General features: G+C 62.4%; 14 protein-coding genes and 1 pseudogene. 9 read left to right on the top strand and 6 right to left on the bottom strand.

Annotated elements, in window-relative coordinates:
- Positions 1-381: 381 nt before the first annotated feature.
- Positions 382-627 (top strand): annotated as a pseudogene (locus FJ941_RS05865) (IS481 family transposase); the annotation flags it as partial.
- A gap of 897 nt (positions 628-1524) precedes the next feature.
- On the opposite strand, the gene FJ941_RS05860 reads toward FJ941_RS05865, so the two are convergent.
- Positions 1525-2442: a LysR substrate-binding domain-containing protein gene (locus FJ941_RS05860; RefSeq protein ID WP_140503853.1), complete on the bottom strand. Its 918-nt coding sequence runs from the start codon at positions 2440-2442 to the stop codon at positions 1525-1527.
- Between the two features lie 121 nt (positions 2443-2563).
- On the opposite strand from FJ941_RS05860, the gene FJ941_RS05855 reads away from it, so the two are divergent.
- The 8 genes from FJ941_RS05855 to FJ941_RS05820 all read left to right on the top strand — a co-directional run bounded on the left by FJ941_RS05855 (position 2564) and on the right by FJ941_RS05820 (position 11826).
- The gene (locus FJ941_RS05855) at positions 2564-3604 is read left to right on the top strand and encodes an aromatic ring-hydroxylating dioxygenase subunit alpha (RefSeq protein ID WP_140503852.1); all 1041 of its coding nucleotides are present in this window, start codon (positions 2564-2566) and stop codon (positions 3602-3604) included.
- Positions 3601-4728, top strand: coding sequence for a 2Fe-2S iron-sulfur cluster-binding protein (locus FJ941_RS05850; RefSeq protein ID WP_140503850.1), 1128 nt, complete (start codon positions 3601-3603; stop codon positions 4726-4728). The genes FJ941_RS05855 and FJ941_RS05850 overlap by 4 nt, the downstream gene beginning before the upstream one ends.
- A 47-nt stretch (positions 4729-4775) precedes the next feature.
- Positions 4776-5897, top strand: coding sequence for a histidinol-phosphate transaminase (gene hisC, locus FJ941_RS05845; protein WP_140503849.1), 1122 nt, complete (start codon positions 4776-4778; stop codon positions 5895-5897).
- On the top strand, positions 5894-7420 hold the full coding sequence (locus tag FJ941_RS05840) for an FAD-binding oxidoreductase (protein WP_140503847.1): 1527 nt from the start codon (positions 5894-5896) through the stop codon (positions 7418-7420). The genes hisC and FJ941_RS05840 overlap by 4 nt, the downstream gene beginning before the upstream one ends.
- A 22-nt stretch (positions 7421-7442) precedes the next feature.
- Positions 7443-9449 carry a DUF2817 domain-containing protein gene (locus FJ941_RS29645; protein WP_140503846.1) on the top strand — a complete coding sequence of 669 codons (2007 nt, stop codon included), beginning with the start codon at positions 7443-7445 and terminating at the stop codon, positions 9447-9449.
- Positions 9450-9524: 75 nt separating this feature from the next.
- On the top strand, positions 9525-10322 hold the full coding sequence (locus FJ941_RS05830; RefSeq protein ID WP_140503844.1) for a transporter substrate-binding domain-containing protein: 798 nt from the start codon (positions 9525-9527) through the stop codon (positions 10320-10322).
- A gap of 77 nt (positions 10323-10399) precedes the next feature.
- Entirely contained in the window at positions 10400-11113 is a 714-nt protein-coding gene (locus tag FJ941_RS05825; protein ID WP_181166607.1) for an ABC transporter permease subunit, read from the top strand.
- The gene (locus FJ941_RS05820) at positions 11110-11826 is read left to right on the top strand and encodes an ABC transporter permease (RefSeq protein ID WP_140503842.1); all 717 of its coding nucleotides are present in this window, start codon (positions 11110-11112) and stop codon (positions 11824-11826) included. The genes FJ941_RS05825 and FJ941_RS05820 overlap by 4 nt, the downstream gene beginning before the upstream one ends.
- 493 nt (positions 11827-12319) lie before the next feature.
- Here the strand turns inward: FJ941_RS05820 and FJ941_RS05815 are convergent, their stop codons facing one another.
- The 5 genes from FJ941_RS05815 to FJ941_RS05795 all read right to left on the bottom strand — a co-directional run bounded on the left by FJ941_RS05815 (position 12320) and on the right by FJ941_RS05795 (position 17909).
- Positions 12320-13240, bottom strand: a complete 921-nt coding sequence (locus tag FJ941_RS05815; protein ID WP_140503840.1) for an ABC transporter permease — start codon at positions 13238-13240, stop codon at positions 12320-12322.
- A gap of 28 nt (positions 13241-13268) precedes the next feature.
- Positions 13269-14363: an ABC transporter permease gene (locus FJ941_RS05810; RefSeq protein ID WP_140503838.1), complete on the bottom strand. Its 1095-nt coding sequence runs from the start codon at positions 14361-14363 to the stop codon at positions 13269-13271.
- Positions 14347-15894 carry an ABC transporter ATP-binding protein gene (locus FJ941_RS05805; protein ID WP_140503836.1) on the bottom strand — a complete coding sequence of 516 codons (1548 nt, stop codon included), beginning with the start codon at positions 15892-15894 and terminating at the stop codon, positions 14347-14349. Before FJ941_RS05805 ends, FJ941_RS05810 begins: the two co-directional genes overlap by 17 nt.
- 96 nt (positions 15895-15990) lie before the next feature.
- Entirely contained in the window at positions 15991-17085 is a 1095-nt protein-coding gene (locus FJ941_RS05800; RefSeq protein WP_140503835.1) for a BMP family ABC transporter substrate-binding protein, read from the bottom strand.
- The gene (locus FJ941_RS05795; RefSeq protein ID WP_140503833.1) at positions 17082-17909 is read right to left on the bottom strand and encodes a GntR family transcriptional regulator; all 828 of its coding nucleotides are present in this window, start codon (positions 17907-17909) and stop codon (positions 17082-17084) included. Before FJ941_RS05795 ends, FJ941_RS05800 begins: the two co-directional genes overlap by 4 nt.
- Positions 17910-18131: the final 222 nt, after the last annotated feature.

Raw genomic sequence — 18131 nt, 5'->3', positions numbered from 1 at the left:
CCTGCCACGCGTCCTGCGGCCTTACGGCGAGGGTGGTCGCTCATCGGCCGTGACGGCAATCGAAGCAATACCGGGCACGCCGGGTGCAACTGTTCGCGCCTGCCGTGTCGCGATTGCGTCGGCCGCCTCCCCGTTTGGCGTCGTGAGTATACATGCGACGAGCGCAGGTTCCTTACGCCGTCTAAGCCGAGGCGCGGTCTCGGCCCCGATAGCAGTTCGCATCCATTATAAAAGGCAAGGTGGCGCCGAGATCCGGCAGGCGCGGATCAGATGCGACCTCGACGCGACGGGCAAAGTGATCAGGCTGACATAGGTGCACCCTAGGTGTTTGATCCCAGGCTTTGATGGGGCACTCTTGTCTCCCGAATCAAAGGAGGCACTATGGGCCAGGTTCTCCATGGGAGCGCCACGACGACAGAGGCGGTCCGTCGAGCGATACAACATAGTCAAGAGAGCTTGAGGGCGCTGGCCAAGCGCTAGGGATCAACCAGAAGACCGTCGCCAAGGGGGGAGCGGACCTCAACAACCGACCTTCCGACCGGGCCGAAAGAGCTGCGGTCGACGGTGCTCTCGCTCGGCGAGGAGGCCGTCATCGTCGCCTTCCGGCACTACACGCTGCTGCCGCTCGGCCGACGTAACAAGAGCCCCGATCTGACGTCGGAAGATTGCCATGAAAATATGATGGTCCTCAAAGGGCCATCTCGATCGCATCCCCAGCACTGGGACGAACTGCCTCCCAAAGAGTGCGCGTTCGCCATGTAGCCGGAGACCGGGGGCACATCTCATCGCGGATTCAGCCCCGCATCAAATTCTCTACTTGAGATTCAGGGGCAGTGCACGTCAGCTGGCTACGGAACCTGGACCCCCAGCCAGCACAAATTCACGCTTTCACAAGCCGTAGAAGCCGCGCTGGATTTCAGGCCTCGCCCGCGTCTGGGCATCATCACTGGTGCCCGGATCTGGGGTCCGGCGTCAACCACATTTGCGTCGGTACTTTACTCTGTTGGGGCGGGGGGTATTGGCGGGCAATGTTTGCCTAGGTCGTAAGATTGGCGAGGCCGGCCCCTGTCAGAGGATCGATTGCGGATGTTTGGTTCGGAGTTAGGCGAACGTCGAACCCTTGATCCACAACCGGTTCGCCGGGGTTCGAGTCCCTCCGGGTTCACAGTTGAATGTTATATCAATGAGTTACGTTTAATTACTCGAAATTGAATTGAGCGTTATCCAATGAGTCACCGAGGTTTGAAGGAAATGATCGCGGGCCTGTTCGCCAATTTCTCCTTCTCGGTGATAGCACCTGCCACACGTAACTCAGGCTGCCGATCTCGAAAGACCTTGCAACGATGCGTGCGGCAATCGGCGGCAACGACGTGCGAAAGGGATGGTTTTTCGGCTAGTCAGGCGCGTTCAAGCCCCGCACCCAACATCTAAAAAGGCTCGCGATTCGGCATTCAGTCAGCCGACCATCCGACCTTCTGTCCTTGTGAGAACAGACGGAACGTGCGTCCCGAGATCAGCGCTCGGCTAACCTGCCAAGGTTGCGCCAAGCCGCTTGGAAATTGAAACAATCCAAGTTCGCAGCTCTGGCGCAAAAGGTTTTTCCAGCATCGCCCGGTCCCAGGCCAGGAAATAGGGCTCTGGCAGCCTGACGCGCTTGTCGAACGGCGCCACCAGCCTGCCCGAGGCAATGTCGTCGGCGGCCATCGACAGTTGTGCCAGCACGAAGCCCCTGCCGTTGGCTGCAGCATCGATCGCGGCGCTCGACAGCGAAAAGGCGACTTCACCCGATGTCTTGCGGTGCACCGCGCCGATGCTTGCCGCCCATTCCGCCCATGTGGGCGGCGAACGATGGTCGCGTGCCCATTCGATACTGAGAAGCGGCAGATCGAGGATATCGGCGGGCTTGCGGACCGGATGTTTCGCCAGCAGCGCGGGCGAGCAGGCCGGCACCACCCAGTCGGTGAACAACTCGGTGTAGTGCTCGAAATCACGGTATTTGGTGCCGTAGGAAATGCGGAAGTCGACCTGTTCAGCGCTCAGCCTTGGCTCTGTCTCGGCGCCGACCAGTCGCACGGTGGCGCCGGGATGGCCGATCTGCCAATCCAGAAGCTGCGGACCGATCCATTTGCTGGCGAGCGACGGCAGGCAGGAGATGGTCAAAGTGTCGGCGAAACGGGCCCGTTCGATGACATCCTGGGCCTCGCGTATCTTTTCGAAGCCGATGGAAACCGCCGCGTGGTAGACGCGGCCCAGTGCTGTAAGGGCGACGCTCCTGCCGCGACGTTCCAGAAGCCGTGCGTCCAACGCATCCTCGGCCTTGCGTATCTGCTGGCTGACAGCGCCGACGGATACACCGAGCTCGTTTGCCGCGGCCGTCACGCTGCCACGCCTGCCAAACGCCTCAAAGGCCTGTATCGCACGCAGAGGGGGCGTCTTGTTCACCTGGGCAACGATCCTGGGGTCAGCTTGATTTAGTTTTTCTAAAATAGAACGCAGATGCAAGTCCTATGTCGTCCCGAACTCGCAAGATATTCATTTGGGCTCACAAGCTGGGGAGGACGCCATGTTTCTTCGAAACTGCTGGTACGTTGCCGCATGGGATCATGAGATTGCCGGCCAGCTGGTGCCGATCCGGATCCTTGGCGAGGACATTGTTCTTTACCGCCGTACCGACGGCGTGGTGGCGGCGCTCGAAGACGCCTGTCCGCATCGCAAGCTGCCGCTGTCCATGGGCCGCATCAAGGGCGATACGGTCGAATGCGGTTACCACGGCCTGACCTTCGACAGCACGGGAACCTGCACGCGGGTACCGGGCGCGGAAAAGATACCGCATGTCGCGTGCGTCCGCTCCTATCCGATCGCCGAACGCTACGGACTGCTCTGGATATGGATGGGTGAGGCGGCAAAGGCCGATCCCGACCTGATTTTCGCGGTCGATCACTGGGGCGATCCGGCGTGGGGTGTCAATCGCGGCGAGTCGATGGCGCTGGATTGCAACTACCTCTACATGACCGACAACCTGCTCGACCCCTCGCATGTGTCTTGGGTCCACCAGTCCTCCTTTGGCGGTGTTCAGGCCATGGAGGATGCGCCGCTCGAAACCACCGTGGGCGAGGACGGCGTGACCGTGTGGCGCTGGGTGGTCGATGCCGCGCCGGCGCCCTTCTATGCGCCTTTCCTAAAGTTCTCCGGCAATTGCGACCGCAAGCAGCACTATGAGGTGCGCTACCCCTCCAACGCGATCATCAAGGCGATCTTCGTGCCGGCCCGCACCGGGGGCGAGGGGAAGCCGCTGCACGAGGACGTGTTCCTCATGGACAGCTACAACTTCATGACGCCGGTCGATGAGAGCCAGACGAAATATTACTGGTTCCAGATGCGCAATTTCGCTCCCGACGATCTGGAGGTGTCGCGCCAGTTCGCCACCTCCGTGCGCGGCGCTTTCGACGAGGACCGCACCGTGCTCAATGCGGTGCACAAAGGCATGGCCAACAAGCGCACACCTAATCTCGATCTCAAGATCGATGTCGGGCCACTGCGCTTTCGCCGCAACCTGGCCAAGCTGATCGCCGGCGAGAGCCAGCAATTGGCGGCCGTCGAATGAACGCATTCACCGCTCGCGACACGATCGCAAGAAGCGGATTTCGCGACCTGAAGGTGGTCGCGAAGGTGCGCGAAAGCGCCATCATCACGTCGTTCCATATCGAGCCGGTGAATCCAGGGGACTGGCGCGACTTCGAGCCAGGGCAGTTCCTGGTGTTCAAGATACCTATGCCGCAGGGAGCCGGCGAAAAGGCATATGTGCTGCGCAACTACAGCGTCTCCTGTTCCCCGGCCGCCAAGGGTCGCTACCGGATCAGCGTAAAGCGTGAAGCAGCACCCGCGCCCGGTCTGCCTGACGGGATAAGCTCATGCTTCCTGCATGACCGGATCGAAGTCGGCGACATACTTCAGGCCGAAGGGCCGCGCGGCGATTTCGTGCTCGATAATGCGAGCAGCCGTCCAGTCGTGCTGCTCAGCGGCGGCGTCGGGCTGACGCCGATGGTGTCGATGCTGCATGCGCTGGCTTCGACGCCGTGCCGCCGTGCCGTGTTCATTCACGCCTGCGAGAACGGCGACGTGCATGCCTTGCGCGACGAGGTGACCGGCCTTGTGGCGACACGGCCAGGCCTGACCGCGCACTACTGCTACCGATCCCCGTCCGAACGCGACAATGCCGAGCAACACTTCCACAGCGAAGGCATGATTTCGCGGTCCGTGCTACAGCGCCTGTTACCATTAGACGATTACGATTTCTACCTCTGTGGTCCGCCGCCGTTCATGAAAGCGATCTACGCTATGTTGCGCGAGCTTGGCGTGCCGAAGCACCGCATCGCCTACGAATTCTTCGGCCCGGCGACGGTGCTTGAGCCTGATGCCGTACGAACCCCAGCGGTTGTTGCGCAGACGGCAAGAATCGCGCCGGCAGCCGAGGAGACAATCGTCGAGTTCCGAAAATCTGGCCTCAAAGCTGTCTGGGACGGGTCCGCCGCATCGCTGCTCGACTTTGCCGAGGATCAGGGTCTGGAACCGGAGTTCAGCTGCCGGTCCGGCATCTGTGGCACATGCAAGTCGCGGCTGGTCTCGGGCGACGTCGTCTATTTCGAAGAACCGCTGGACGAGCTTGGGGCAGGCGAAGTGCTGCTGTGCTGCTCGAAGCCGAGCGGATCAATCGTCCTGGATATTTGACAAGATCGCGATGCCGCGTATGCGCGCGGGGAAACGGAAGTCGGAATTTGGAACAGTCGGTCAAACCAGTGTCGAGTCTGCCGCTCAATCCGCATATCGCGGCGTTGCCGCCCTACAATGCCGGCATGAACATTGCGATGGCGCGGGCGCTGAGTGGCCGCCACGACATTGCCCGGCTGGCCAGCAATGAGAACCCCCACGGCTGTTCACCCGCCGTCATGGCCGCATTGGCCTCCTCATCGTTCGAACCTTGGCGCTATGCCGATCCGGCCTGCATGGTGCTGCGGGCAGCGCTTGGCGAGTGGCTGGCGATCGATCTCGGCCTGATCGTTGCCGGCAACGGCTCCGAGGAGATGATCGCCGCCATCTCGCGCGCCGTTCTGGTGCCGGGCGCCTCTGTCGTTACCACAGTGCCGAGCTTCGGCCTGCATGAGATAGAGCCGCTGGCGGCGGGTGCCGCTGTCATCAAGATCGCGATGACACCCGAAATGGGGTTCGATCTTGCTGCGCTCGAAACGGCAATCGCTGCCGGGCCGCGGATCGTTTTCATATCCTCGCCATGGAACCCGGTCGGGCCGGGCCTCGACCATTCCAGCCTGCAACGGCTGATCGGCGCCGTGCAGCCAGGCACGCTTCTTGTCCTCGACGAAGCCTATTTCGAATTTGCCGATCCCGGCGCACCCGACGGCATCAAGGTTCTGCGCGACAGCGGCATCGACCATGTGGTGCTGCGGACATTTTCGAAGGCCTATGGCCTGGCGGGGTTGCGCGTGGGCTATGCCGTCTGTTCGAGCCTCGAACTGGCGCGAGTGATCGCCGCTGCCAAGACGCCGTTCAACGTCAATGCGGCGGCGCAGACCGCAGCCATCGCCGCACTCGCCGACGAAAGCTGGATGAAGGCGTCGGCAGGCCGCGTCAGGGCCGAGCGCGCGCGCACCGCCGCCGCGCTTGCCGGCCTTGGTTTCCGGGTTGCACCGTCGCAGACTAACTTCCTGTTCTTTGACTGCAAGGGCGACAGTTCGAACCTCGCCGCCGGTCTCCTGAAGCAAGGGATCATTGTCAAGGCGTGGCGCGAAGCCGGCTACGAGCACTATCTGCGCGCCACTATCGGGCTGCCGGCTGACAACGACCGGCTGATTGCGGCCGTCCAGGAATTGGTAACGCGATGACCGGCCTCGCGTCTCCAAGGCAAATGAACTCGACCGACCAGGCGGTGCCGCCGTCGGTTATCAACGCGATCCGCGATGTCGTCGGTGCGGCGAATGTGCGTACCGGAGAGGATGCCGGGGCGATCGACCTTGGCTCGAATGGCGCGGATTGTGGCGCCGGCATCGTCGTTGCGCCTTTATCGACCGCCGAAGTCGCGGCGGTGGTGCGCATCTGCCGCCAGAACGAGATCCCGATCGTGCCGCAAGGTGGGCGGACCGGCCTGGTCGGCGGCAGCGTTTCGCGGCCAGGCGAGATCGTCCTTTCGATGATGCGCATGAACCGCATCGAGCGGCTTGATCCCGTCGAACGCGTAGCCGTCGTCGGCGCCGGGGTCACTCTTGAAGCGCTGCAAGAGGCCTCGCGCGAACACCGGCTGGAGCCGGGCGTCGATCTTGCCGCACGCGGCTCGGCGACGATCGGCGGCATGGTGTCCACCAATGCCGGCGGCGTGATGGCTTTTCGCAACGGCGTCATGCGCCACCGCGTGCTTGGCCTCGAGGCCGTTCTGGCCGACGGATCGGTCTATTCCGATCTTACCCGGGTGGTGAAGAATTCCGCCGGCTATGATCTGAAACATCTCTTCATCGGTGCCGAGGGCACGCTCGGCATCGTCACCCGCGTGGTCGTCAAGCTCGACCCTTCGCCGCGCGCCACAGCGACCGCGCTTTTCGGGCTGCCATCGGTCGATGCCGCTCTGCGGATCATTCGTCTCGCGCTTGAATCGGATGCTGGGCATCTGCGCGCGGCGGAGGCGATGTGGGCCTCGTATTTCAACTTGGCCGCCGCCGCGCATGAATGGTCCGAACCAGGCGTGCCGCTCGACCAGCCGCTGTTTTTGCTGCTGTCGCTTGGGGGTGCGCGCGAAGAGGCGCTGCGCGAGGATTTCGAGCGGATTTATTCGGAGGTAATGGAGCGCTATCCCGAAGCGACCGGCATCATCGCGGCCTCGCGGCGGCAAGAGGAGGATTTGTGGCGGCTGCGCGAGGACACCAGCGTGCTCTACCGCGCCTATCCCCATGCGCCCTCCTTCGACGTGTCGGTGCCTCTGTCGGAAATTCCGGCCTACCTCGACGGGATTCTGCCTGCGCTCGCCGCGATTGAACCGGATCTCGCGCCCTATGTCTTTGGACATCTGGCCGACGGGAATCTGCACATCATCTTGAACCGAAAAGGCCCGCTTGGCCTTGACATGGCGGAGGCTGTCGAGGGCGTCCTGTATCAACAGCTGCGGGAAATTGGCGGTTCCTTTTCCGCCGAGCACGGTGTTGGGTCGAAGCGCATCCATTCTCTGCTGGCGACGGCGGACCCGACGAAGCTCGCCGTGATGGAGCGGGTAAAACGAGTGCTGGACGTTCAGTCGATCATGAATCCCGACAAGGTGCTTCCCTGCGACGCCTGGTTCGTCCGATCCTCCAGGCCATCTCATTCTGGTAGCGAACGCCGATTGCCCTTCAAGAACGTGAGCGACCTCACCGATGAGTAACCCCATGCCGGAACCACAGGGAATGAACGGATTGACCGCCAGCCGTCCAGTGGGATCGACCATGCGCCCTGACGAGCCGACCCCGGCCCATGCCTGTTTCGGCGCCTTGCGCCAAGAATTTCGCCAAGCGGCCGAGCGGGCGGGCGCGGAGCTGTCTGAATATGTCCATCCGCTGAACGGGCCTGATGGCGGGGCGCTGGCGACGGATGTGGCACTGCTTGGCCGTCGCGACGCGCGCAAGCTGATCGTGCTTATCTCCGGCACGCATGGTGTCGAGGGGCCGTTCGGCTCGACCTGCCAGACCGCCTGGCTCGGCCAGAAGAACCTGCGGCGCTTGCCTGACGACACGGCAATCCTAGCCATTCACCTCATCAATCCGTGGGGCACGGCGTGGTCGCGGCGCGTCAACGAAGACAATGTCGACCTCAACCGCAACTTCATCGACTGGTCTTCGAGTCCTCCGGTCAACAACGGCTATGCCGGTCTGCATGACGCCCTGGCATACCGCGAATGGGAAGGGCCGGACCGCATAGCGGCCGACGAGAAGCTGGCCATGGCGCGCAGGAGGCTTGGACATGCCGGGCTGGCGGCGATCGTCGAGGCCGGCCAGTATGAGTTCGCCGAGGGGATGTTCTATGGTGGCGGCGGCCCGGTCTGGTCGAACAGGACGCTGAACGAAATCCTGAAGACCTTTGCCCGCGAGGCGCGTCAAGTCATTGTCTTTGATCTGCATACGGGGGCAGGGCCCTACGGCTATCCGGCGCTGCTTTCGGTGGCGAGTTCCGAGCATGCTGGCCTTGCCTGGGGCAAATCCATTTTCGGGCCGGCGCTGTCGACCGTGCTGACCGGCCCGGGCGCCAAGACAGGCACCGGCATCGCTGCGACGGCGACCGGCTATGTCTCCGACGCCGTCCGCAAGGCAATGCCGAACGCGCGCGTGCTGCCGCTTGTGGTCGAATGCGGCACGCTGAACGGCCCGGCCGTCATGCAAGCGGTGCAGGCCGACAACTGGCTGCATCTGTTCGGCAAGCCCGACTCGCCGCTGGGCAAACGGATCCGGGACACGCTGCGCTCTGCCTTCATTCCGGATGATCCGGATTGGCAGCGCGCCTGCCTGTCCAGCAGCCTGCGCCATTTCGACCGCGCGCTGGCGGACCTGAAGGCTGTCGATCTGGATCAGGACGAAGCCGTCAAAGGCGAACCGCCGCTGCCCACCATTCGCGCTGGGGTTGCCGATCCGGCGCCCGCCGACGAAGCGAAGATCACGACGCCGGCCGTACAGATCGACGAGCTTCACAAGAGCTTCGGCTCGCTTCTGGTGTTGAAGGGCGTCAATCTTACCGCGCATGCCGGCGAAGTGATTTCCATGATCGGCTCGTCAGGCTCGGGCAAGAGCACATTCCTGCGCTGCATCAATCTTCTGGAACAGCCGGACGGCGGCAAGGTCGCCATCGACGGCGAACTCATCAAGATGAAGCCGCTGTCGAGCGGCCGTCTTGGCCCGGCCGACATGGCGCAGGTCGAGCGTATCCGCGCGCGCGTCGGCATGGTGTTTCAGAACTTCAATCTATGGCCGCACATGACGGTGGTGGAGAATATCATCGAGGCGCCCCGGCACGTGCTGAAGGAACCGCGCGAGAAAGCCATCGAACATGCGCACGCGCTGCTGAAGAAGGTAGGGCTCGCCGACAAGCACGCCCATTATCCCGGCCAGTTGTCCGGCGGCCAGCAGCAACGGGCGGCGATCGCGCGCACACTGGCGATGCGGCCCAAGGTCATCCTCTTCGATGAGCCGACATCGGCGCTCGATCCCGAGCTGGTCGGCGAGGTGCTGCGGGTGATCCGTCAACTGGCGGAGGAAGGCAACACCATGATCCTCGTGACGCATGAGATGCAGTTCGCGCGCGAGGTCTCCCACAAGGTTCTGTTTCTCCACCAGGGAAAGGTGGAGGAAGAGGGTGCACCAGCGGAGCTGTTCGGCAGCCCGCGCTCGGAGCGTCTGCGCCAATTCCTGGCACGGACACTGTGAGGCAAGCCCGCATCCTCGAAGCGTCCGGTTCGCACCGGACAACGGCAATGAAGATCAACAACAAGGGGAACTGATATGAAACTGAAAGTCTTCACGCTGCTCGCATGTCTGGTGGGAAGTATGGGCAGCGCATTGGCGGCCGAGGGCGAGCTGTCGATTGGTACGGAAGGCGCCTACCCGCCATGGAGCATGTCCGACGCCAATGGCAACGTGACCGGTTTCGACGCCGATGTCGGCGCATTGCTGTGCACCAAACTCGCGGTGACCTGCCATTTCGTCGTACAGGCGTTCGACGGTTTGATCCCGGCGCTGAAGGCCAAGCGCTTCGATGTCATCATCTCGGGTATGTCGATCACCGCCGACCGCAAGAAGGAGATCAATTTCAGCGTCGGCTATGCCGAACTGGCCAACATGTTCGTCGCGGCCAAGGGTTCTGATCTGGCCGCCATCACCGATGTCGACACCCTGCTGAAATCGCTCGATGGCAAGAAGGTCGGCGTGCAGGCCGGCACCACGCACGCGCACTTTCTTGAGAAGCGTGCGCCGAATGCCGACCTGAAAACCTACGACACACTCGACCAGATGCAGATCGACCTTGCGAGCGGCCGGATCGATACGGCTTTCGCCGATCAATCCGCCTTGCAGGATTTTCTGGACAAGCCGGATGGCAAGAACTTCCAACTCATAGGTGTTGAGATCAAGAGCACGTTCGACCCGACGCTTGGCGAAGGCATCGGCGTCGGCATCGCGCAGGATAACACCGAACTCAAGGCCAAGATCGACAAGGCGCTTTGCGAGTTGATCGCGGACGGCTCGGTCGGCAAGGCCAGCCAGAAATGGTTCAAGACGGACATTTCCCGGCCCTGCAAATAACGCCTTGGAATTCTGGCCTGCGCCCGGGCAGCCGGGCGCATGCGTCTCATTGGCACGACAGACTTAGGGCAACTCAGATGGAATTCGGTCTTTGGCAGGTTTGGGAAGCGGGTTGGGTGACCGCCATCCTGCGTGGCGCGTCGATCACAATCCTTGTGGGTTTCGTCAGTATGGCGGCCGGTCTGGTGATCGGCATCGTCTGCGGGCTGATCAAATGGGCCCGAATATTCCCGCTTTCGCTGCTCGTTGATGCCTATACCTCGCTGGTGCGCGGGGTGCCCGAACTTCTCATCATCTACCTCCTGTTTTTCAGCTCGGTTGAATTCGTAACCAAGGTCATGACCGCGTTCGGCTATGCCGGTGTCGCGGAGAGCGGCTATGCGTTCGTCATCGCGGTCATCGCCATCGGCGCGATCTCCGGCGCCTATTCGACCGAGGTCGTGCGCGGGGCTCTGGGCGCGATCCCCGATGGGCATATCGAGGCCGCTCGCGCCCTAGGACTGTCGGGCGCTCGGATCTTTCGCCGCATCATCGCCCCGCAGATGCTGCGCATCGCGGTTCCCGGCATCAACAATGTCTGGCAGACGACGATCAAGGACACCGCCTTGGTTTCTGTGGTCGGCCTTCAGGAGTTGATGCGCATTTCCTTCATCGGCGCGAACTCCACCCGCCACCCGTTCATCTTCTACCTGATTGCGGCGGTGGTTTATCTCGCCATCACGCTTGTAAGCCAGGCCGCCTTCGACGGGATCGAACGCCTGCTCAGGCTGCGGACGAGAAAAGCAGTATGATAGACCTCATTCAACTTGCGGTTCCCGTTCTGCTGAAGGGCCTGTGGGTCACGGCGGCGCTGACCCTCGTTTCGGTGGCGATCGGCTTCAATCTGGGCCTCGGTCTGGCGCTGATGCGGCTGTCGTCGAACCGGATGTTGTCAGGTTTCGCCAAATACTACAGCAATGTCTTTCGCGGGACTCCGCTGCTGGTGCAGATCTTCCTGTTCTACTACGGGCTTGGCCAGCTTTCGCTGATCAAGGACAATGCGGCTTTGTGGTGGCTGATCAGCGACGGCGCACGCTGTGCCGTGCTGGCGCTTGCATTGAATACGGCCGCCTACACGTCAGAAATCCTGCGCGGCGGATTGATGTCGGTTCCGGTCGGTCTTGTCGAAGCGGCCCAGGCGTGCGGCATGTCGCGCATGCTGCGGTTCCGCCGCATCGAGTTCCCGCTCGCCATCCGCCAGGCACTGCCGGCCTATGGCAACGAGCTGATCCTTGTCGTCAAAGGCACCAGCCTCGCCTCGACGATCACGGTGCTCGAAATCACCGGCTACGCCAAGCGGCTGATGAGCCAGACCTTCGCGATCTTCGAGATTTTTGCCATTGCCGGAGTGCTCTACCTGGTGATTAATCTGCTGCTGATCGCGATTATCCGTTCCATAGAGCGTTTTCTAATGAGGCATGAGTCCTCCTCTAGTCAGAAATCGACCGCACTCAAATCGATCTGACGTGGTTTCATGACGCGTCTGGTGCTCGTTCTTCGCGATCAGGCCGCCTTCGTCAACCTTGGCGGGCAAGCATGGCGGATCGGCCACCATAGCTGTGGCGCTGACAGCTATATTAGGCGCTTCTTCTTTCGCACTGCCGACGATTGGGCGAGCGCGGCGAGTCAAAGACCCACGCAAGAATTATGAGAGCCTCAGCAGATTCCACCGACCCTCGGATCGGCATGCGCAATGGTTTCGTGCGCATCTCATCTGGGGCGAACCAGTGCCGATGATATCGATGGCGCCGAACACAGCTGTTTCAATAGGTTAGTGGTTTGTGGTACCGGGAGAGCGCTACCGCCTTCCCCACACTCATCGAGCCGTCCATTCCGGCCTCGCTGCTACCGCTGAGCACCTAGCCTGGCCACTTCGATGGTTGAAGGTCCCTGGCTGGCGCGTGCGGCAAAGGTCGGCAACGAGTGCAAAGACAGATTTTGAACCCGACATCCCTGGCTCATCTCGTCGGGCGGAAGGGCTTTGCCAGCGAGGCCGGGAAATGCAGGGCCAGCATCTGACGGTTCCTGGAGATCAGCACAAGGACCATGATGGTCGCCAGATAAGGCAGGGCCGACAACAGTTCGGACGGTACCTCCAGCCCCAGCGCCTGTCCTTGCAGCTGAAGGATCGTCATGCCGCCGAACAGCCAGGCGCCAAGCAGGATGCGCAGCGGCCGCCAGGTGGCGAAGACCACCAGCGCCAGCGCGATCCAGCCCTTGCCGGCGGTCATGTTCTCGACCCATAGCGGCGTATAGGCAACCGACAAATAGGCGCCTGCCAGACCCGCCATCAGCCCGCCGAACAGCACGGCCATGTAGCGGATCCTGATCACGGGGTAGCCGATCGCATGCGATGTCTGCGGCGACTCGCCAATCGTGCGCAGAACCAGGCCGGCTTTGGTCCGGTAGAGGAACCAGCTTATAGCGCCGAACATCAGCAGGGCCAGATAGACCATCGGATCGAAGCGGAACAGCAGCGGGCCGATCAGCGGCAAATCGGACAGCATAGGGATGTCGACGCGGTGCAGCGCCTCGATCGGTTCGCTGCCGAAGCCGCGCCCAAGGAAGGCCGAGACGCCCGAGCCGAAGATCGCCAGCGCCAGACCGGCGGCATATTGATTGGTCAGGAAAGTCAGCGCCAGGACGCCGAACAGCAGGGAGGCGGCAGCACCGGCCAGCGCGCCGGCCAGGATCGCGGCAGGCATGGAATAGCCCGCGGTGACCGCCCAGAAAGCAAGGGCAGCGCCCATCAGCATCATGCCTTCGATACCGAGATTGAGAACGCCGGATTTCTCGACCACGAGTTCGCCGAGCGCGGCGAAGATCAGCGGCGTGGCGGCGATGACGGTGCCGGTGAAAATGGCAATGAACAGATCCATCAGGCTGTCTCCCCTGTCCGAAAGCTGCTCATCGTGCCGTCTCTAGCGCATGCGTGTCCCGGACGGGTCTTACCAGGCGAACGCGATAGAAGATGAAGAGGTCTGCGGCGAGCAGGAAGAACAGCAGGATGCCCTGGAAGATGCGTGTCAGCGCTGACGGCAGGCCGAGCGTCATCTGCACACCTTCGCCGCCCAGGAAAAGCAGCGACATCAACAGCCCGCCAAGCACGATACCGAAGGCGTTCAGCCGTCCGATGAAGGCAACGATGATGGCCGCGAAACCGTAGCCTGGCGAAATCTGCGGCGAAAGCTGCCCAAGCGGTCCTGCGGCCTCCGCCATGCCGGCGATGCCGGCCGCCGCACCCCCCGCCAGCATTCCGATCCACACCGCCGCCGATTCGCGGAAGCCGGCATAGCGGGCGGCCAGCGGTGCGGCCCCGCTTACCGACATCTTGTAGCCGAGAAAGCTGCGGTCGGTGAACAGCCACATCAGGAATACGGCGACGACGGTGATGAAGATCGAGGAATTAAGCCGGTAGGCCGGGTCGAAGGACCCAAACAGCGCCGCCGTCGGGAGAAGCGCGGTCTGCGGGTAGTTGAAGCCGGCCGGATCGCGCCAGGGTCCATGCACGAGATAGGACAGGAACAGCGTGGCGATATAGGTCATCATCAGCGTGACGAGGATTTCGTTGGTGTTCATGCGGGCGCGCAGGAAAGCGGGGATCGCCGCCCAAGCCATGCCGGCGCCCATGCCGGCGAGAAACATCAGCGGCAACAGAAGCACGCTTTCGGGGTCCGGCCAGAAAAGCCCGACGCCGCTGGCGGCAATCGCGCCCATGGTGAACTGGCCCTCGGCGCCGATGTTCCAGACATTGGCGCGAAAGCCGACCGCCAGCCCGCAGGCGATCAGGATCAGCGGCGAGGCCTTGAGCAGCCATTCGGACAGGCCGTTCATCGAGGAGAGCGGCTCGATGAAGAAGGCATTGAGGGTCGCCAGCGGATCGTGTCCGAGCGATGCGAAGAAAATCGATCCGACGACAACCGTCAACAGTGTTGCCAGTGCTGGCGCGGCGATGCGCATCAGCGAGGAAGGCTCCGGTCTTTGTTCAATCCTGAAGCGCATCGTTGCCGACCCCATTCGCCAATACGCCGTCACGCATGCCGCGGCCCGTCATCAGAAGTCCGATCTCCTCGCGATCGGTCGTCTTGCGCGCCAGCGGCGGGGAGACCTTCCCCTGGCAGATCACCAGCAGCCGATCACAGATCTCGAACAACTCGTCTAGTTCTTCCGAGATGACGAGCACCGCCGCGCCGGCACGACTGAGGTCGACGATGGTCTGCCGGATGAAGGCGCTCGCGCCGACATCGACCCCCCAGGTCGGCTGAGCTACGAGGAAGAGCTTCGGCTGGAGCGCGATCTCGCGCCCGACAATGAATTTCTGCAGATTGCCGCCGGACAGGCTTTGCGCGGTTGCGTGCGCCCCGTTGGCCTTGACCTTGAATTTTTCGATGATGCCCTTGGCGAAGGTCTTGGCCCTGCGCCGGTCGACCAGCCCGTTGCGCACCGTGCCGAAGCGGTGCGCGGTCAGCACCGCATTTTCCCACAAGGTGTGCGACGGCACGGCGCCGCGTCCGAGCCGCTCTTCGGGAACGAAGGCGACGCCGAGCTTGCGCCGTTCCTGTGGGCGAAGACGGGCTGCGGCCGTTCCGCAAATCCGGATGGCGTCGTTGCGCTCATGCGTGCGCTCGCCGCTCAGCAGGGCGATCAGTTCGGCCTGGCCATTGCCGGAAACGCCGGCCAGGCCAACGATCTCACCGCCATGCACGTTGAACGACACGTTCTTCAGGTCGACGCCGAAATGATCCCGGGCCTTCACTGTAAGGCGGTTGACCTCGAGCACTGGCCTGTCGCTCGGCGCCGGCGGGCCGACATGCATTTCGGGCAGTTTCGAGCCCACCATCATGCGGGCAAGCTCCAGCGACGTCGTCTCCTTCGGGCGCGCGGTGCCGGTGATCTTGCCGTTGCGCAGCACGGTGGCGGTGTCGCAAAGCTCCTGCACCTCATCAAGCTTATGGCTGATATAGACGATGCTGCAGCCTTCGCTGGCCAGCTGCCGGAGCGTTTCAAACAGTTTCATCACCGCTTGCGGCGTCAACACCGAGGTCGGCTCGTCCAGGATCAGCAGTTTCGGCGCCTGCAGCAGGCAGCGCACGATCTCGACACGCTGGCGTTCGCCGACCGACAGGTCATGCACCTGGCGATGTGGATCGATGGGCATGCCGTAGCGACGCGACAGCTCGCGGATCCTGTTGGCGAGCGAAGGCAGATGGAAGGTGCTGCTGGCCGAGAGCGCTATGTTCTCGACCACTGAAACGGACTCGAACAGCGCGAAATGCTGGTAGACCATTTCGATGCCAAGCGCGCGGGACATCGCCGGGTTATGCGTGGCGATCGGATTGCCGTCGCAGTAGATTTCGCCCGAATCGGCTTGCGCGGCTCCATAGATGATTTTCATCAAAGTGGATTTGCCTGCGCCGTTTTCGCCCAGCACGGCATGGATCTCGCCCGGCTGGATCGACAGCGAAACATCGTCATTGGCGACGACCCCGGGATAGCGTTTGCAAATATTGCGCAGTTCTAGACGCGGGTGCATGGCGAGTCCTGCCGTGGCATTGGGCGAGGTGGGACGATGCGCAAGCGGGCAGGCGCCGAAGCATGAAGCTTCAGCGCCGCCCGGCCTGGGTGACGATCAGCTTAGCCTGCCGATCATCCCCTTCACGAACCAGTTCATGCCGCGAATGTCGTCGTCGGCCAGAACCGATCCGGCGGCAACCTTGACGTTACCGTCCTGGTCCTTCAGCTCGCCGGCATAGGGGTGCACCTTGCCACTGCCGATGTCGGCCTCGATCTGCTTGAGCTTGGCGCGGGCGTCGGCGGGAATGCCTTCATTGTAGGGTGCCATTTTCACCACGCCGGCAGCCAGTCCATCCCAGCGCACTTCCGGCTTCCAGGTGCCGGCGGCGACCGCCTTGGCGGCGCCGACATAGTCGCTGGTCCAGTCGAGAACGAAGGAGGTCAGCTGCTTGCCCGAGGCGAATTTCGACATGTCGCTGGCGTAGCCGATTGACCAGGCGCCGCCATCACCGGCGACTTGCACGCCGGTGGCGGTGTCGGTCATCGAGCAGACGACGTCGCAGCCTTGCGAGATCAGCGTCTTGGCCGCCTCCTTCTCCTTGCCGGGATCGAACCAGGAATTCAGGAAGATGGCATTGCAGGTGGCATTCGGATTGACGCTTTGCGCGCCAAGCAGCAGCGCATTGGCCGGTCCGACGATGTCGGGGATCGGAAAGCCGCCGATGAAACCGATCTTGCCCGATTTCGACATGGTGCCGCCCGCCGCGCCGGCGACGAAGGTGCCTTCGTAATATTTGGCTTCGAAGGTTCCCAGATTGGCGAGGTGGACGATGCCTGAGCAGTGTTCGAATGCCACCTTGGGAAATCGCGGCGCCACCTTCTGCATCGGCGTTCCGTGCGAAAAGCTTGTGCCGAAGATCAGCCTGTTGCCGGCGCTGGCCAGTTCGCGGAAGACGCGCTCGGCGTCCTGCGGCATGAAAATATTGTCGATGACGGTGAGCTCGACCTTGTCACCGAACTCGGCCTTGATGGCATCGACCCCGAGGCTGTGCTGCTTGGTCCAGCCGATCTCAGCGACCGGCGAGACATAGACGGCACCGATCTTCAGCACCTCCTGCGCCCGCGCGATAGTGCTTAGTCCTCCCGAGCCAAGGGCCGCACCGGCCGCGCCGCTGTATTTCAGGAATTCGCGTCTGGTTAAATTGTTCATGATGATAACCCTCTGTTGGTTTTTTTTGTCGATGCCCGGCTTGTCGGTGCCTGGTCTGTTCCGGGGAGGAGATGGAGATGCATTGCCGCGTCGCCATCGCCGGATGTCTTCGGCGACCTTCGCAGCGGAACGGCTGCCGCCTTGTCGCCGTCGAGATAGGGAGCGAGCGCCTCGGCTGGCGTCATCTCGGGAAACACCTCGCGATCCATGATGTAGCCGCGCACCACGGTGCGATGGTGGGTGTCGATCAGATCCATCGCCTGTTTTAGGCGGCCTTTTTCGAGGAGGTCGACGACCCGCGAGTGGTCGTCGAGCAGGTTGCAGTAGTCGAAATCGGCGGTGATGAGCGAGCGCAGCAGCGTGGTGCGGCGCACGAGCTGCGCATGGATTTCCTGCATCACCTTGTTGCGGCTGAGCCGCACGAACACGGTGTGGAATTCCTGTCCGAGCACGTCGGCGAGCGCATCATTGCCGGCGGCGACGGCCTGACGCTGCCGCTCGACATGCTGGCGCAGTTCGGCCCAGCCTGCCGGCCCCAGGCGATCGCTGAGCTGGGCCGCCACGCCCTGTTCGACGAGCGTCAGCGCGTCGTAGATCTCCATCGCTTCCTGCATGCTCGGTTTGGCGACGAAGGCGCCGCGATTGCGCTCGATCTGGGCCAGCCCGTCATCCGCGAGCCTTATCAGCGCCTGACGCACCACGATGCGGCTGACGTCGAATATCTCGGCCAATTCCCGTTCGCCGAGTTTGCAGCCCGGCACGAGCCGATGATCGATAATGGCGCGCGTCAAAGTGTCGGCGATCGTTTGGGAACGCCCACTCACGGCATTGCTCTCCGCCACTTCCAGGACATGATCAGCAGGCTCCCACAGTGAGCCGGGACGCAACATATTCCCGGATTCAGAATTTCATGCATCGGAATGCAATCGAGGAAATCTGTCAACACAAAAAACGAATTTGGCCGACAAAAAATTATTGATTGATATCCAATCTTGTGGTTTCGTGATCTCGAAACGCCGGGCTAGGTTCATGGTGAAGGGCTAGCC

This window comes from Mesorhizobium sp. B2-3-13, from assembly GCF_006442195.1.
In the GTDB taxonomy this organism is placed as follows: domain Bacteria; phylum Pseudomonadota; class Alphaproteobacteria; order Rhizobiales; family Rhizobiaceae; genus Mesorhizobium; species Mesorhizobium salmacidum.
This window is presented reverse-complemented; position numbering and strand designations above follow the sequence as displayed.

Excerpts from the sequence above, each read along its gene's own strand:
- FJ941_RS05855 (WP_140503852.1), top strand. The coding sequence starts at position 2,564 with ATGTTTCTTCGAAACTGCTGGTACGTTGCCGCATGGGATCATGAGATT.
- FJ941_RS05850 (WP_140503850.1), top strand. The coding sequence starts at position 3,601 with ATGAACGCATTCACCGCTCGCGACACGATCGCAAGAAGCGGATTTCGC.
- FJ941_RS05840 (WP_140503847.1), top strand. The coding sequence starts at position 5,894 with ATGACCGGCCTCGCGTCTCCAAGGCAAATGAACTCGACCGACCAGGCG.
- FJ941_RS29645 (WP_140503846.1), top strand. The coding sequence starts at position 7,443 with ATGAACGGATTGACCGCCAGCCGTCCAGTGGGATCGACCATGCGCCCT.
- FJ941_RS05830 (WP_140503844.1), top strand. The coding sequence starts at position 9,525 with ATGAAACTGAAAGTCTTCACGCTGCTCGCATGTCTGGTGGGAAGTATG.
- FJ941_RS05825 (WP_181166607.1), top strand. The coding sequence starts at position 10,400 with ATGGAATTCGGTCTTTGGCAGGTTTGGGAAGCGGGTTGGGTGACCGCC.
- FJ941_RS05820 (WP_140503842.1), top strand. The coding sequence starts at position 11,110 with ATGATAGACCTCATTCAACTTGCGGTTCCCGTTCTGCTGAAGGGCCTG.
- FJ941_RS05815 (WP_140503840.1), bottom strand. The coding sequence starts at position 13,240 with ATGGATCTGTTCATTGCCATTTTCACCGGCACCGTCATCGCCGCCACG.
- FJ941_RS05810 (WP_140503838.1), bottom strand. The coding sequence starts at position 14,363 with ATGCGCTTCAGGATTGAACAAAGACCGGAGCCTTCCTCGCTGATGCGC.
- FJ941_RS05805 (WP_140503836.1), bottom strand. The coding sequence starts at position 15,894 with ATGCACCCGCGTCTAGAACTGCGCAATATTTGCAAACGCTATCCCGGG.
- FJ941_RS05800 (WP_140503835.1), bottom strand. The coding sequence starts at position 17,085 with ATGAACAATTTAACCAGACGCGAATTCCTGAAATACAGCGGCGCGGCC.